Source organism: Erythrobacter sp. SG61-1L, from assembly GCF_001305965.1.
Taxonomy (GTDB): Bacteria; Pseudomonadota; Alphaproteobacteria; order Sphingomonadales; family Sphingomonadaceae; genus Andeanibacterium.
The window spans coordinates 1-13,068 of sequence record NZ_JXQC01000003.1; the positions used below are offsets into that span (position 1 = coordinate 1).

At 62.8% G+C, this 13,068-nt stretch carries 15 protein-coding genes and 1 tRNA gene; 6 read left to right on the top strand and 10 right to left on the bottom strand.

The features are described from left to right. Positions 1–2 precede the first annotated feature (2 nt). Positions 3–797, top strand: a complete 795-nt coding sequence (locus SZ64_RS00595; protein WP_156313377.1) for an ABC transporter permease — start codon at positions 3–5, stop codon at positions 795–797. Positions 798–807: 10 nt separating this feature from the next. On the opposite strand, the gene SZ64_RS00600 is transcribed toward SZ64_RS00595, so the two are convergent. The 3 genes from SZ64_RS00600 to hspQ all read right to left on the bottom strand — a co-directional run bounded on the left by SZ64_RS00600 (position 808) and on the right by hspQ (position 2,517). Then, positions 808–1,404, bottom strand: a complete 597-nt coding sequence (locus SZ64_RS00600; RefSeq protein ID WP_054529057.1) for a hypothetical protein — start codon at positions 1,402–1,404, stop codon at positions 808–810. A gap of 64 nt (positions 1,405–1,468) precedes the next feature. Then, the gene (locus SZ64_RS00605; RefSeq protein ID WP_054529058.1) at positions 1,469–2,053 is read right to left on the bottom strand and encodes a PH domain-containing protein; all 585 of its coding nucleotides are present in this window, start codon (positions 2,051–2,053) and stop codon (positions 1,469–1,471) included. A gap of 83 nt (positions 2,054–2,136) precedes the next feature. Then, positions 2,137–2,517 carry a heat shock protein HspQ gene (gene hspQ, locus SZ64_RS00610; RefSeq protein ID WP_054529059.1) on the bottom strand — a complete coding sequence of 127 codons (381 nt, stop codon included), beginning with the start codon at positions 2,515–2,517 and terminating at the stop codon, positions 2,137–2,139. 159 nt (positions 2,518–2,676) lie between these two features. Between hspQ and SZ64_RS00615 the strand changes: the two genes are divergently transcribed. Beyond that, a tRNA-Ser gene (locus tag SZ64_RS00615) sits at positions 2,677–2,766 on the top strand. 377 nt (positions 2,767–3,143) lie between these two features. Here the strand turns inward: SZ64_RS00615 and SZ64_RS00620 are convergent. From SZ64_RS00620 to SZ64_RS18070, 3 genes are read right to left on the bottom strand one after another with little or no spacing between them, the layout of a single operon-like run. Further along, complete coding sequence (locus SZ64_RS00620; RefSeq protein WP_054529060.1) at positions 3,144–4,739, bottom strand: recombinase family protein; 1,596 nt, start codon at positions 4,737–4,739, stop codon at positions 3,144–3,146. Continuing rightward, positions 4,736–5,131: a DUF2924 domain-containing protein gene (locus tag SZ64_RS00625; RefSeq protein ID WP_082384362.1), complete on the bottom strand. Its 396-nt coding sequence runs from the start codon at positions 5,129–5,131 to the stop codon at positions 4,736–4,738. Before SZ64_RS00625 ends, SZ64_RS00620 begins: the two co-directional genes overlap by 4 nt. Then, positions 5,128–5,442 (bottom strand): DUF3489 domain-containing protein, encoded by a 315-nt coding sequence (locus SZ64_RS18070; RefSeq protein WP_082384363.1) that lies wholly within the window; start codon positions 5,440–5,442, stop codon positions 5,128–5,130. Before SZ64_RS18070 ends, SZ64_RS00625 begins: the two co-directional genes overlap by 4 nt. A 579-nt stretch (positions 5,443–6,021) precedes the next feature. On the opposite strand from SZ64_RS18070, the gene SZ64_RS00640 reads away from it, so the two are divergent. After that, positions 6,022–6,366: a hypothetical protein gene (locus SZ64_RS00640; protein WP_162225046.1), complete on the top strand. Its 345-nt coding sequence runs from the start codon at positions 6,022–6,024 to the stop codon at positions 6,364–6,366. Positions 6,367–6,500: 134 nt separating this feature from the next. Here the strand turns inward: SZ64_RS00640 and SZ64_RS00645 are convergent, their stop codons facing one another. Beyond that, complete coding sequence (locus SZ64_RS00645) at positions 6,501–7,202, bottom strand: hypothetical protein (RefSeq protein WP_054529063.1); 702 nt, start codon at positions 7,200–7,202, stop codon at positions 6,501–6,503. On the opposite strand from SZ64_RS00645, the gene SZ64_RS18410 reads away from it, so the two are divergent. Beyond that, the gene (locus SZ64_RS18410) at positions 7,189–7,608 is read left to right on the top strand and encodes a hypothetical protein (RefSeq protein ID WP_156313379.1); all 420 of its coding nucleotides are present in this window, start codon (positions 7,189–7,191) and stop codon (positions 7,606–7,608) included. The two genes, SZ64_RS00645 and SZ64_RS18410, sit on opposite strands and share 14 nt — an antisense overlap. A 66-nt stretch (positions 7,609–7,674) precedes the next feature. Here the strand turns inward: SZ64_RS18410 and SZ64_RS00655 are convergent, their stop codons facing one another. Beyond that, positions 7,675–8,904: a hypothetical protein gene (locus SZ64_RS00655; protein WP_054529065.1), complete on the bottom strand. Its 1,230-nt coding sequence runs from the start codon at positions 8,902–8,904 to the stop codon at positions 7,675–7,677. Between the two features lie 243 nt (positions 8,905–9,147). On the opposite strand from SZ64_RS00655, the gene SZ64_RS18075 reads away from it, so the two are divergent. Continuing rightward, a protein-coding gene (locus SZ64_RS18075) for an IS630 family transposase (protein WP_193391501.1) occupies positions 9,148–10,211 on the top strand; the annotation gives its coding sequence in 2 pieces (ribosomal slippage) (positions 9,148–9,639 and positions 9,642–10,211; 1,062 coding nt in all). 120 nt (positions 10,212–10,331) lie between these two features. Here the strand turns inward: SZ64_RS18075 and SZ64_RS00670 are convergent. Together SZ64_RS00670 and SZ64_RS00675 are read right to left on the bottom strand one after the other, a co-directional pair. Then, positions 10,332–11,066, bottom strand: coding sequence for a hypothetical protein (locus tag SZ64_RS00670; protein ID WP_054529068.1), 735 nt, complete (start codon positions 11,064–11,066; stop codon positions 10,332–10,334). Next, a complete protein-coding gene (locus SZ64_RS00675; protein ID WP_054529069.1) occupies positions 11,063–11,644 on the bottom strand; it encodes a hypothetical protein in 582 nt (193 codons plus the stop codon). Before SZ64_RS00675 ends, SZ64_RS00670 begins: the two co-directional genes overlap by 4 nt. 27 nt (positions 11,645–11,671) lie before the next feature. On the opposite strand from SZ64_RS00675, the gene SZ64_RS00680 reads away from it, so the two are divergent. Beyond that, positions 11,672–13,066 (top strand): hypothetical protein, encoded by a 1,395-nt coding sequence (locus SZ64_RS00680; RefSeq protein WP_162225049.1) that lies wholly within the window; start codon positions 11,672–11,674, stop codon positions 13,064–13,066. Positions 13,067–13,068 lie beyond the last annotated feature (2 nt).

Below are 13,068 nucleotides of genomic sequence, written 5' to 3' on the forward strand. Positions count from 1 at the left end.
CCGTGATCGGCGGATTGAACCGCATCGGGCTGTGGACTCTCTATATGAAGGAGGTCCGCCGTTTTCTCAAGGTCCAGACCCAGACTGTCTGGGCCCCGGCGGTAACAACCTTGCTGTTTCTGGTGATTTTCACCGTTGCACTGGGCCGCGGCGGGCGTGAAGTGCTGGGCGTGCCCTTCGCCAGCTTCGTCGCGCCGGGCCTGATCATGATGGGCATGATGCAGAATGCCTTCGCCAATTCCAGCTTCTCGCTGCTGGGCGGCAAGATGCAGGGCACCATCGTCGATTACCTGATGCCGCCGCTTTCCGAAGGGGAATTGATGATCGGCATCGTCGGCGCGGCAATGACGCGCGCGATCATGGTGGGCCTTGCGGTGGCGGCCGCCATGCTGCTGTGGCCGGGAGTCACACTGCATGCCGCGCATCCCTGGGCGATCGTGTGGTTCGGCCTGATGGGATCGATGCTGCTGGCGCTGATGGGGCTGATGACATCGTTGTGGGCCGACAAGTTCGATCATGCCGCGGCGGTTACCAATTTCGTGATCCAGCCGCTCTCGCTGCTGTCGGGCACGTTCTACGTGATCCACAACCTTGCCCCCGCCTTCCAGGCGGTGAGCCGCGCCAATCCGTTCTTCTACGTGATCTCGGGCTTCCGCTTCGGCTTTCTGGGCGCCAGCGACATCGGCAATACCAATCAGGCCGTGCTGGGCGCGGCTGTGGGGCTGGGCCTGTTCAACCTCCTCTTCGGCTTCATCTGCTACCGCGTGCTGAAGAGCGGGTGGAAGCTGAAAAGCTGAGCCGGGCCGGTCAGGAACCGCCCCCGTCGAAGGTCCTTATCTGGCGCCGGACATCGCGCATGGTTGCGCCTGCGGACAGCATCGTATCGTCCACATCCTCGCCGTGCTTCATGCTCTGGCACAGCGTCTCGTCAGCGCCGCCGTAATCCGGGTCTGCAGTGTCGCAGGGGCAGTAATCGCCCAGGCAGCGCGGCGTTCCCGCGGGTTCCGGCGGAGCTTCGTAATCGGCCGCCAGCGGCAGGGGCGCGGGCGCGCTGTGCGTCTCGTCCACCGGCGAATCGATATCGATGCCGCCGGCTGCATCCGTGCCGTAGCAGCGGCTGGTCATGGTGCTGAACTGATCGTCCGAAAGCAGCACTACGCCGGTATCTGCCGCATGGTAGAAGGGCTGGAAGCCGACATAGGCGCCATAGCCGTTCTTTGAATTATATTCCCCGCGGATCAGCGCGGGATCGTCAGGACAGGCGGAAACTTCGCGGAATTGCGTGGCATCCGGGTCTTTCATCGCGCGGCGCACGGCATCCTCGGCCTGTCGCACCTCGCTGTTGCAGGCGGCGGCAAGGCAGCAAAGCGCGATCAGGCCGGGCAGGCGGAAATGGCGTTTCATCCGCCCTGCTTATGGCGCGCTGCCGCCTATGTCTCGGCCCGAACGGTCCGAATGGAAATCTGTTTCAGAAGGTGGGCCGCGCCGCCCGATCCATTGCCTCGCGCAGCCGGCTCTCGACCATACGGACATTGGGAATGTCTGGCAGTTCGAAAGAGCCGCTCCGCGCATCGCCGGGCGCCCGGTCAGCCAGTTCGATCCGCAAGGTGCCCGAACCATCCCGCGATTCGGTGCGCTGCAGGCCGCCCACGCGGCTTACGGGCAGGCTCTGCACATCCAGCTTGCCTGCCTTCTGCAGCCGCAGCACACGCTGGTCGGTAATGGCGAACAGAGTGCGCCGCGCGCGTAGCGGGGCGAGAAAGGGCGAGGCCAGCATTCCGAAGCCCACCAGAACGAAGGGCAGGCCGAACAGGGGGAACACCCAGTCGATCAGTCCCCAGCCGCCGGCGTCGGGCACAGCCTGAGTCGCCGTCCAGGCCATGCCGGTCCAGAACAGGGCAAAGGCCGTCCAGGGAATGGCGAAAAGCCACATGACAAGCGAGGCAGGCCGGAAGCGGCCGAGCGGGCGGCCCTGCCACAATATGCGCTCTCCGGGCTGCAATTCCTGCCGCAGCAAGGCATTGAGCGGATCTGGCAGATAGGGATCGTCCATCGCTACCTGATGCCCAATGCTGCAGGGCAGGGCAATCGCGGAAAGCCTCCGGGCCAGTGGCGCGGAGGTACCAGCGGGAACGATCAGTGCGTCAGGCGGCGGCGCAGGCGATAGCGGCCTTCGGCGAAATCGTCGAACAGCTGGGCTACGCTGGGGTGATCCACCGGGCCGCCTTCGCTGTCGGCCATCAGGTTCTGCTGGCTGACATAGGCGACATAGGACGAATCGTCATTCTCTGCGAGCAGGTGGTAAAAGGGCTGATCCCGGCGTGGACGCATGTCCTTGGGGATGGCCTCGTACCATTCCTCGCTATTGGCGAAGACGGGGTCGATATCGAAAACTACGCCGCGGAAATCGAACAGCTTGTGCTTCACCACGTCGCCGATGGCGAAACGGGCTTCGGCATGAAGGGGGGCGTCGATTCGGCGGCCGGCCTGGGCAGAAAAGAAATGGGCACGATCCATGGCTGTGAATATAGTTTGCCGGGAAGGCGAAACAAGCGGCCCTTTGCGGGCGTCCCCGCATTTGTAACGGTTTGGGGCTTGGCAAGTGCCGAGCCTTCGGCTAACCGCGCGCTTCCCGGCCCTCGGGCGCGCATCCGCCGCGCCCAGAACACCCGATACGGAGAGGTGGCAGAGAGGTCGAATGCGCCGCACTCGAAATGCGGTGTACGGGCAACCGTACCGTGGGTTCGAATCCCACCCTCTCCGCCACAAGCCATTGATATTATTGGGTATTCTCTGAACTCGCGCCAGAACCGCGCGGTTCTGCGCGCGCCTGCGCGAGCATCTGTGTGCCCCTGCCCGATGGATCGGCCGGAAGGCCCCGGTTTTCGCTTCCGGTCTCTGCGACCCTTGGCCCACACACCCTTTGCCACCTGTTATCAGTTTTTTCGAACAGATGTTTCCGCATCCGGATTCGCCGGTCCTGGCCACAACTCCAGCAATTCTGCGGGGTGGCGAGCAGCGGGCGCAATCTGGTGTTTCCGGCCACCGCAAAGATAACAGGCAAATATCAGGACCTGATCACGGTTGGATCACGCAGGTATCACGACCTGATCAGGGTCAGATCAGGAATGTTGCAGGACCTGTTATCTGTGCAGGTGCAATGCAAACCCGAACCTGTCGCGCTGCGCGTCCCATGCGAGCGGAAAGCCTTCGGCCATGAGCTCGGCCAGGGTGACGCCGGCCGGCTGGTGGCCGGCAAGGATCGCCTGCTGGATGTCGGGGGCAAGGAAAGCGAGCTGCATCAGCCTGCGGTTCCAGGGATCATCGATCCCGCGTGCGTCGGCAAGGTGGGGAACCCGTGGGAGGTGATGGACCGCATGCTCCTCAAGGATGGCGTGCGCGCGGCGCAGGCCGGAGATCAGGGTCTGGTCGGGCCGGGCGCGCGCAGCGCCGGTTGCGTTGATGACCGAGCGGCGCCCGCCGCGCGGACGGACCGCGGCGGTGATGGTGATGCGCAGTTCGTCGGTAGTGAGTGTCTCGACCCTGTCGGCTGCATCAATCCGCTCATGCCAGCAGGCGTTGGCCGGACAGGTGAGATCGATCACTGCCGATCGGGGATGAACCTCGACCCGGGTGAGGTGGGGCAGGAACCGCTCCCAACCGGCATGCGGTTCGCCTGACCAGAGCCGCAGGCGTTCGAGTACAAGCTCCTCGACCGGTTTGGCAGGAATGCGCCGCAGCGTACCTGCGGGCGCTGAGCGTCCCTGCTGCAGCGGGGCGGAGTTGTAGTAGCGGTAGCTCACCCCCCAGCGCCCGCGTGCATGCACCGGCGACATGCGGTTGCCGGCCGCATCGAACAGCAGCCCGGTGAGCGGAGCGGCCTGCGTCAGGGCAGCCTTTCGCCGGTGGATCTTTGCATCGAGCATGGCCTGCACCGCATCGAACAGCTCGCGCTCGATGATTGCCTCGTGCTGGCCGGGATATGTCCGGTCGCGATGCCTGATCTCGCCGACATAGATGCAGTTGCGCAGGATATGGAAGATCTGCCCGCGGTTAAGGATCGTGCCGCCCCGGACAGTGCCGCGCGATGTCGTCCATTGCCGCGAACGCACACCTTCGGCTTCGAGCTGCTGCTGAAGGACATGGACCGAGCCAAGTTCGAGATAGCGGGTGAAGATCGAGCGGACGAGCTCTGCCTCGCCTTCTATGATCTTCAGGCTGCGGTTATCCGGTTGGTAGCCCAGTGGCGGCAGGCCGCCCATCCACATACCCTTTGCCTTCGAGGCGGCGATCTTGTCGCGAATACGTTCGCCGGTGACCTCGCGCTCGAACTGCGCAAACGAGAGCAGCACGTTGAGGGTAAGCCTGCCCATCGAGGAGGTCGTATTGAACGCCTGGGTGACCGAGACGAATGATACCTCCCTGCGATCGAACGTCTCGACGATCCGGGCGAAGTCCGAGAGCGAGCGGGTCAAGCGGTCGACCTTGTAGACCACCACGACATCAACCCGGCCTGCCTCAATGTCGGCGAGCAGACGGGCCAGACCGGGCCGGTCCATGTTGCCACCGGACCAGCCGCCATCGTCATACTGTGCCGGCAGGGCGACCCACCCTTCGCTCTTCTGCGAGGCGATATAGGCGAGGCAGGCCTCGCGCTGCGCATCAAGGCTGTTGAAGTCCTGTTCAAGCCCTTCCTCCGAGCTCTTGCGGGTGTAGATCGCGCAGCGCAGCCTGTTCATGCTGGATCCCTCAGGCCGAAGAAGCGCGGACCGTTCCAGCGGGTGCCGGTGATGTGGCGGGCGATCTGCGACAGGCTCTTCCAGTGCCGCCCGTCATGGATGAACCCCTTGTCCGCGATCTCGACCCGGTACACGGCTCCCTGCCACTCGCGGGTCAGGATGCTGCCGGCTGCGAGCACACTCTCCGGACCGGTCGCGCCCCCCCTGATCTGCTTGCGGGTGGCGGCATCGAGACCGCCGCAGCTGTCCGCCTGGATGCGCCATGCCAGTACCAGCCGAAGGAGCGCGGCCGAGCGCAGGCGCGGTGGCGGGCCATATTGCCGCTGCCACCGCGCGCGCAGGGCCGGGAGGTCTTCGGCGGCGATCGCCGCGAGTTCCCGGGCGATGTTCACGAGGCCGCCTTCCCGGCAATGATACGATAGACCCGGCCGGCGTCTTCCTTCTGCGACACCAGTTCGTGACTGAGCTTCTTGCGCACCGTTCCGGCGAGGAAGCCGCGGACGGAGTGTTGCTGCCAGCCGGTAGCCTCCATCATCGCGGCGATGGTCGCGCCCGCCGGCTTCGACAGCATTGCGACCAGCGTATCGCCCTTCGAGAGTGCCTTCGCTTTCGGTGTGGCCGCTGCCCTGGTCGTCTTCGCCGCAGTTCCTGCGGTGCGGGCCGTGCGCGGCTTGGCGGCAGCGGTGTTTTCAGTTTTCGTCATTTCGATGCTCCTGTGTCAGCGCGGCGGTTCGCCGCACTGCTCACAGCCCCGAAAAGCATGGTACCTGCGGGGCGCTGCCGGCGATCGGGGCGCCGGTGGAGCCCGTCCAATGGCGCTCTGTTCCGAAGGGAAGTCCAGTCCTTTGTCGGGCTCCCGCGAAAGAATGAACTTGCCTGCGGCAGACAGTCGAGCAAAGTGGCCCCGCTTCCCGTGAAAGCCGGGCGTGGAAACCCCATCGCTAGACGCTCGGTCGAGATATCGGCCGGGTGGCATGCGCGCATGTCCAGCCGGCAACGGTAAAGGCGCATGCGCCTGATCCTAGCGACAGGTTTCCAACACCCGGCTTCGGCCGTCGCCCCGAGTGGACATAGGAGCGACTGGTGGAGCCAGAAGACAGCAGTGAAGGGGAGCAGCCATCGACCTGGCGGTTGCAGACCCACGGCTCGAAGATGGTCGAGCAGACCCTCGAATACCGCTTCCTTGCCGAGATGACCGCAGGCCTGCTGCGGCGCGGGTTGCACTATGAGATCCTGCGCGGCGACTTCGACACCAGCGGTTACGACATCGTGATCGAGGTGGGTGGGTGGGATCATGCGGCATATTCAGCTCAAGGCGAGCATCGTCGGCGGCAAGGCCCGCCATGTACCGATCCACACTGCGCTCGCCGCCAAGCCGTCAGGCTGCGTGGTGCGTATGCGCTACGATCCGGGCACGCTCGACATCACCGGATGGGAGTGGTTTGGGGCAGAGCCCGGCGAGCCCCTGCCTGACCTCTCCGACCGGGTTGTTCGTCACACCAAAGGCGACAGTGAAGGGCGCAAGGGAGAACGGCCGCATCTGCGCGAGCTGAAGATATCGCGGTTCGAGAAGATTGCGATTCCCGCTGCGGTACTCGATCGATTGTTCGGGCCCGCTCTGAACTGACGAGTGTTCGCGAGGGCAGGTTTGAACGTTGTGTCGGAGGGCCAGGACCGGCCGCCTCCGAAATGGGACTGGCGACAAGCTGCCGTTCCCTCTGATCGAGGCCAACGTCAGCTACGCGCCTTCAATCCGGACGCTCAGAGCGGCAGATATTCCATCTTTATGCCCCAAAAGTCCGCCGGGGCGGCATACTTGTTAATCGTGTCGCTCGAACAATATGCGACCAATCCTGAAGGCGGCATCGCCGGCAGGGAAGGGGACCACCACACAAACCAGTACGGATTCGGGTAAGCTTCCTCTTTCCAATGCATCGTCATTTCGCGGCGTACGCCGAGCAGTTCCTTCAAAAGCGCTTTGGTGAACGGTCTGTCCTTCGCTTCCACTCCGAGCAGGATCTCGTACGGATCAGGACGGCCGTCGGTTTCGGGCATGACGAGCACGATATCGAGCTCATGGCATTTGCCGTAAAGATGGCCGGTAAGCGCCTTCGCGCCGCTGTCGGCACTGATCGCGAGGCACTCGATATCCACCCACAGCTCACCAACCGGACTGCCGTGTTCGTCGATGCGGATATAGGGCCAGTTCGTCCGGTCGATCGGGCCGCCCTTGGCGCGGAACGTGACCGACGTTCCGTGTACCAGCGTGAAGCTGAGGAAGGGGCGCGCGTTCTTCAGTTCACGCATCACGGCGATCAGCGCGTGGAGCTCGTACGCCTTATCCTGCAGCGTCGCGCTCGCCAGCAACTGACCCGCCGTTAGACGATCCACGCCGAGATGCGATTTGAAAGCGGCTTCGAGCTTGGCCTTGATGGCGCCGGTGGTAGGCTTGCGCGTCGCCATCAGCGATCACCCCCCCCTCAGCCTCGGTGGCTCCGTCCCAATAGTTGCGGTCCTCGCCGTACAGCTCGTCAAGGAAACGTCGCAGTTCTCCGATCATCGCTGCGTTGCCGTCGAGGTGCTCATCGAGCCGCCGTATCTCGCCGCGGTCGCCAAAGGACACTGTAAAATCGGCCACGGGACGGCCTTCGGTTGTGCGCAGCAGACTGCCGAGGCTACGACGCTGCATATCGAGCGCCTCACCCGTTCGACCCTTCAAAAGGCGCATAAACGCGGCGACATAACGCCTCAGTCCGTCAAGCTCCGGGATGTCGGAGGCGACGTCCGTCCGCCGATCGAAGGCTTCCTCATCGCTTTCTCATCGCTTTCGATCAGCGCATCGGCCATCGCGCCATCCCACTCGGCATAGCCCGCGCGCACGACCAACAAGCGAAACTCGTCAAGCACCTCCTGCCAGTCGCGATCGCTGTAGTTCTCAAGATCCATCGGCTGATTCGGTCCTTTGCTGTCGTTCGATCACAAGCATAGCGGCAGCCGGCCATCCGGGCAGACAAATCGCAACGCTAATTTCGCTCGATCTGAGCGAAGTATGTCTACGGCTGGCGGTAAACGCGCATCTGTACTTCAGACGATTGGTTGGAGACATTTCAAGATGCGGCATCGCGGCCGCGCATTCCATGACCAGAGTCGAAGAAACGGGCGACGCTAGCGTCGAATTTTTCCTCGGCCGCCGGCGCGACTTGTGGCACGTTGTGATCAGCAGGCAGACAGGGGCGGATGTGGACGCCGCCGCGACCGAGCGTTGCGCGCCGCACGCCTTGCGGCTGGATTGTGGCCAGGCGCGCACGAGCTGCCTCCCGCCCTCAAGCGCATCCGGATACTCGGTCTGAAGGGCAGCACTCCATTGCCCTCCCGCTTCGGCAATGCGAGCGTCGGGCGCGAGCCAAATGGTGTGTTTAGATTGCTCGGGCGGTTTCAGCAGGGCGCTCAGCGCCGTATCGGCGATCAGATCAACCACAAATCCGAGCTCCACCGCGCCGTAGGGCGTGAAATGGTTGCCGCAGGACGCCTTCTGCTCGGCTTCCTCCTTCTTCGTCAGAACATGGGGTTCGCGCTTCAGGGACTCCCGGATTGTGAATGCGATTCTTTCGCTGTCGCAGGCGAGCATCGCAGCCGTCTCGCCGCGCACGATGTCGCCGCCGACGGCGCGAAACGCCGCGAAAATGGCGTTGAGCGCAATCTCGAGGCGATCAATCGATGCCGGAGCAATGGCGACCGCGACGAGGCCCGGGCCGCTCGCAGATACGAGTCCGTTTTCGGAGGAGGGTCTGGCCTTGCGCAGTCTTGCGAGGGTGCGCTCGACAATGGGGTGAGGGGCAATCGCAGGTTCGCCGGCCGGAGACGACAGAAGCACACGGGCGTTCTCGCGCGCGAGCGTAAGCGGGGCGGGCTCGTCCCGCAACTCGGCGCCCGCAATCGTGATCCGCCCGGTCCCCGGGTCGGGCGAGGGCGGGAGGGGTGTTATGGCCACACGCTTGCCCGCGGCCTTCTTTGCCCACCATCCGGCCGGTGGTGTCGGGATTGCGTGCTTGCGGCAGACCTTGTGCAAGGCGACATCGGAGAGGCCGAACTCTTTTGCGAGGTACGTCATCGGCTTCGACCAGACGAGGGCGCAAAACTCCTCGCGGGTAAAGTCCCGGGCCATGGTTGTTCCGTCCGGATTGCTACAACAGGATCTGTCGGCCGGTAGACCGGGGGAGCGGGCGATGTCTCCATCAAGGCGCCGCGGTCAGGCAGTGGTCATGGCGTGACGGGGCAGGGGGCTAAATGCCGGGCGAGGGGGCTCGAACCGGACTTATACCAACTTGTGCGGCCGCTGACTCACGATGGGGATTCCCAAGAGCCTGAAAGTCTGAATCTATGACGCCCTGTTCTGGAGGGTAGTTTGATGGGTTCAGCGATCGGCTTGCGTGATGATTATGATGGCGCTGCCTTGAGGCGATTGGCGCGTGCGTCGAAGAGCGCGAACCAGACGCGGCGGCTTTTAGCCTTGGCCGAGATCTACGACGGTGGCAGCCGGACTGCGGCGGCGCGGATCGGCGGGGTGGGTCTGCAGATCGTGCGAGACTGGGTGGTCCGGTTCAATACCCGTGGCCCGGATGGCCTTCTGGATGGCAAGGCACCCGGTCCTCGATCCCGGCTCAATGATATTCAGCGCCGCGCGCTTCTGGAGGTTGTCGAGCGTGGTCCGATCCCGGCGGTGCATGGCGTCGTGCGCTGGCGGCTGATCGATCTGGTGCAGTGGCTTCATGATGAGTTTGCGGTTTCGCTCGATGTGAGCACCGTGTCGCGCGAACTGAAGAAGCTGGGCTACGTCAAGCTCACGGCTCGGCCTCGCCACCATGCCCAGAACGAACTCGCCGCGGAGGCCTTCAAAAAGGGGGTTTTGCCGCCGAGCTGGCAAAGGTCAGAGCAACCCTCCCCAAGGGCACGCCCATAGAGATATGGTTCCAGGACGAAGCGCGGATCGGCCAAAAGAACAAGATCACGCGGCGCTGGGCCAGACGCGGGACCCGGCCATCAGCGCCCAAGGATCAGCGGACGAAATCGGCCTACATCTTCGGCGCGATCTGCCCCGAGCAGGGCAAGGGTGCCGGCCTTGTTCTGCCCTTCTGCAATACAGAGATGATGTCCCTGCATCTTGCCGAAATCTCCCTCGCCGTCGCCCCCGGCGCTCACGCGGTCGTGCTGATGGATCAGGCCGGTTGGCACATGACCGGAAAGCTCATCGTGCCCGACAACATCAGCATCATCGCGCTGCCAGCCAAGTGCCCAGAGCTCAACCCCGTCGAGAACATCTGGCAGTTTATGCGCGACAACTGGCTCTCCAACCGCGTGTTCACCTCCCACGATAACATCGTCGATCACTGCTGCGAGGCGTGGAACAAGCTCACCGATCAGCCATGGCGCATCATGACCATCGGCCGCCGCAAATGGGCCCGTGGGTCATGATCAATGCAGGTTGGTATTAACATAAGAGCACTGACGACCCCAGAAAGGTACGGATCGAGCAGTTGCCAACTGTTGAACGCCCAATGCGGCGGGTTGGCCTAGCGTGCGCGCTTGGCGAGTTTAGTTCTTCTCGATCCAGAACAGCACGAACTCGCCGCCATAGCTCTTGAGGGTGTAGGAATCTTCCATTGAAAGCGCGCCGTGATAAGTGCGATCCCCCGGCAAGTCGGAGGAATTGCAGGCTGGCGCAAAGTTCGCTCCCGAGTTGCCTCCGCCGCCGCGCTTGACGGCTGAATTGAGGAGCAAAAGCTTCGGCTGGACGCTGCTGTTTGACCCCGATGGTCGATCCAGTCCGAAAATGGTGACGATATGTCCGCCGTAATTGTTGCTTCCGATACGCGTGAAGGACGTCATTACCGGCGTGATCGAGGCGAGGTAAGAGAGAGTGGAGCCGAGCGTTCCCGCTGCCGAAATCCCTGTCTTCCGCACGACCTCGTCCATGAATTCCTCGCCCGAGGAGTAGGTGCGGCGCATCAGCCGGTAATTGTTCGAGGTCAGCTGAGAAACGGCACGGACCCAGACCGAATGCGAATAGGCGGTCTCACCAGACTGAATGGCCCCTTCGATCGCTGAACGCACGCGTGCTTCAGCGGAACGGACGCCTGCGACCGTGTCGAGTTCGTAGCCCGGAACCCCGGCACGGGCGAGCGCAAAGGCAAGCGAATAGGACTGGCAAGTATTGGTGAATGCCTGCGGAATCGGGCTGCTCACGACATCCAGCGATTGCGCCTGCGCAGGGATGTGCAGGCCTATCGCCGCCGCAGCCAGGGCAAAGCTGGAAATCGCGCACTTCATTTCGTTACCTCCGAGTATCCGACCGGCTCACACAAGCCCTTGCCAGGATCGAGCAGCAGGCGGCGTGACGGTTCAGTCGCGCCTTCGCTTCGTGCGATGACACCCATTCTCGTGAATCCCGTCGAATAGATCGCTGCCGTCACCGGGCCGAGCATGCATCCGGAAATTCGTCGAAAATCGGCCCGTCCGGATTCCAGCCGGCGCAGAACTCCCGGCGTGTATAGGGCTACGAAGGGCTCCACTATTCGTACGACCCGTGCAATCACCGTCCGGTCTGCAAGGGTGCGGAGGTCTCTGCCGCGCTGCGGATCATGGAAAGCAATTGCGCAGACCGGATCCATTGCCGGGGCGATCCGCCTCAACGCGCCGGCGACGGCCTGGTCGCTTGCGTCGAGTGCCTTGGCGATGTCGGGTATGACGGCGGCGGTCCGAACAAGATTGTGAGGCGCAGCAGCGGAACTTGAAGAGAGCCCAACCACTGCGAAACCTGCAAACTGCATGGCTACACGGCGATCGCATTCCATATTGCCTACCTCATTGGCGATTTCCTTGATAGTCAATAAATATACTTTTTGCATGTGTCCACAATTGATATAGATTTCCCAGTGCTGGGGGCAAAGATGATTCGATTGTGTTTATTTGTAACTGCGACACTTTTGCTGTCTGCTTGTGCCAGCACAATTGAAGGCACCAACCAGCTATATTCCACGCAAACCTACCTGCCGTTGCCCAAGGAATGCCGCGGGGCCGCAGATAAATGCGAACTCCAAGACATCAGACCCACCGCCATGCCGGACAATTGCGTTGCCGGCGCGGTGCTCAATTCCGACCGGGCATTCCGCAGCCGAAAGCGCTTCAAGATTCTCAAGGGCATGGAACTGGATGTTATCCAGACCGGCTATTCCGCCACCGACCGCACGCGTGCGCCGGCCATGGCAAGTTGGCAGTGGCGTGTGCCTGCAGCGCAAGATTGCGGCGACAACGTTGCTGCAATACCGCTTTGGGCGCGCGGCGATCTTGTTACTGTGCGCCATCTTTTCAGCACTGCCGAGCTGCATACCCCTGCCGAGACGGATCCGCCGACCCCGCTTGCGCCGCAATTCTACTCCGAAGCGCTGATTGCCGCTTCGGATTGCGGGGCGGGGAAGAGCAAGTGTCTCGTCGATCGGTTTCTCGAAAAGTTCGCGGATGGGCTCGAACTCGATGTCAGGGACATGGAGAACGATTCCGGCTCGACCGAACCCGAGCAAGCTCGATCGGATTGGGTTTCGGAGCCCATTACGCCCGCCGGCGGGCTGGCATTGTGGTTTGCAAACCTTTTCCCGGCCCGGGATGCGGACTTCGATCTGCTCGGGATCCGGGATAGGCCCGGCAATCCGCCGATCGATTGTGCCAAGGCGGATCAAACGATCGACAATGAGCGCCCACCCGCCGAGTGCAATTTCGCGCAGGCGGCGCTGATTTGGAAGGGCGACGTGGGCGACTTGCCGGGTGAGTTCCTGCAAGGCTACACCCGGCTCGACCTGTTGCGAACCGGCGATCCGCTCGCTGCGATGCGGCCTCCGCGGACCGATATTCCGCTCGACCCTGCGATTGGCGAAATTGCGCCTTGTGCCAATGATGGGATCGGTTGTCGCCTGGAACGGCAGATGGTTGCCGGCTTCAACGACATCGATATCCGTATCCCGGTGCTGGTCCGGTCGGTCAGCTATCCCGGTAGCGAACGGCTTGTGATGGTCCCAGCATGGATGAGCATCGAGGCATTCAGCCGCGAATATGGGACGATTCGGAGGATCGAACGCCCACTCGATTGGATTCCGACAACCGTTTCCCTGGTGAATGGCAAGTCGATCGCCAGCTCGAAGCTCGCGGATAGCGACGGACGCGTTACCCTGTTCATCGACCAGGGCGGCCTTGGCAAGGGCCTCAGACTCAAGGATGTCAGGCTCAGCGATATCTTGCTGGCCCCCGGGGACCTGATCGTAATCGATCCGTTCTGAAC

Bases quoted from the DNA above. Each gene is read 5' to 3' on its own strand.
- SZ64_RS00645 (WP_054529063.1), bottom strand. From the start codon at position 7,202: ATGGCGACGCGCAAGCCTACCACCGGCGCCATCAAGGCCAAGCTCGAA.
- SZ64_RS00675 (WP_054529069.1), bottom strand. From the start codon at position 11,644: ATGCAAAAAGTATATTTATTGACTATCAAGGAAATCGCCAATGAGGTA.
- SZ64_RS00655 (WP_054529065.1), bottom strand. From the start codon at position 8,904: ATGGCCCGGGACTTTACCCGCGAGGAGTTTTGCGCCCTCGTCTGGTCG.
- SZ64_RS00670 (WP_054529068.1), bottom strand. From the start codon at position 11,066: ATGAAGTGCGCGATTTCCAGCTTTGCCCTGGCTGCGGCGGCGATAGGC.
- SZ64_RS18070 (WP_082384363.1), bottom strand. From the start codon at position 5,442: ATGACGAAAACTGAAAACACCGCTGCCGCCAAGCCGCGCACGGCCCGC.
- SZ64_RS00605 (WP_054529058.1), bottom strand. From the start codon at position 2,053: ATGGACGATCCCTATCTGCCAGATCCGCTCAATGCCTTGCTGCGGCAG.
- SZ64_RS00620 (WP_054529060.1), bottom strand. From the start codon at position 4,739: ATGAACAGGCTGCGCTGCGCGATCTACACCCGCAAGAGCTCGGAGGAA.
- hspQ (WP_054529059.1), bottom strand. From the start codon at position 2,517: ATGGATCGTGCCCATTTCTTTTCTGCCCAGGCCGGCCGCCGAATCGAC.
- SZ64_RS00600 (WP_054529057.1), bottom strand. From the start codon at position 1,404: ATGAAACGCCATTTCCGCCTGCCCGGCCTGATCGCGCTTTGCTGCCTT.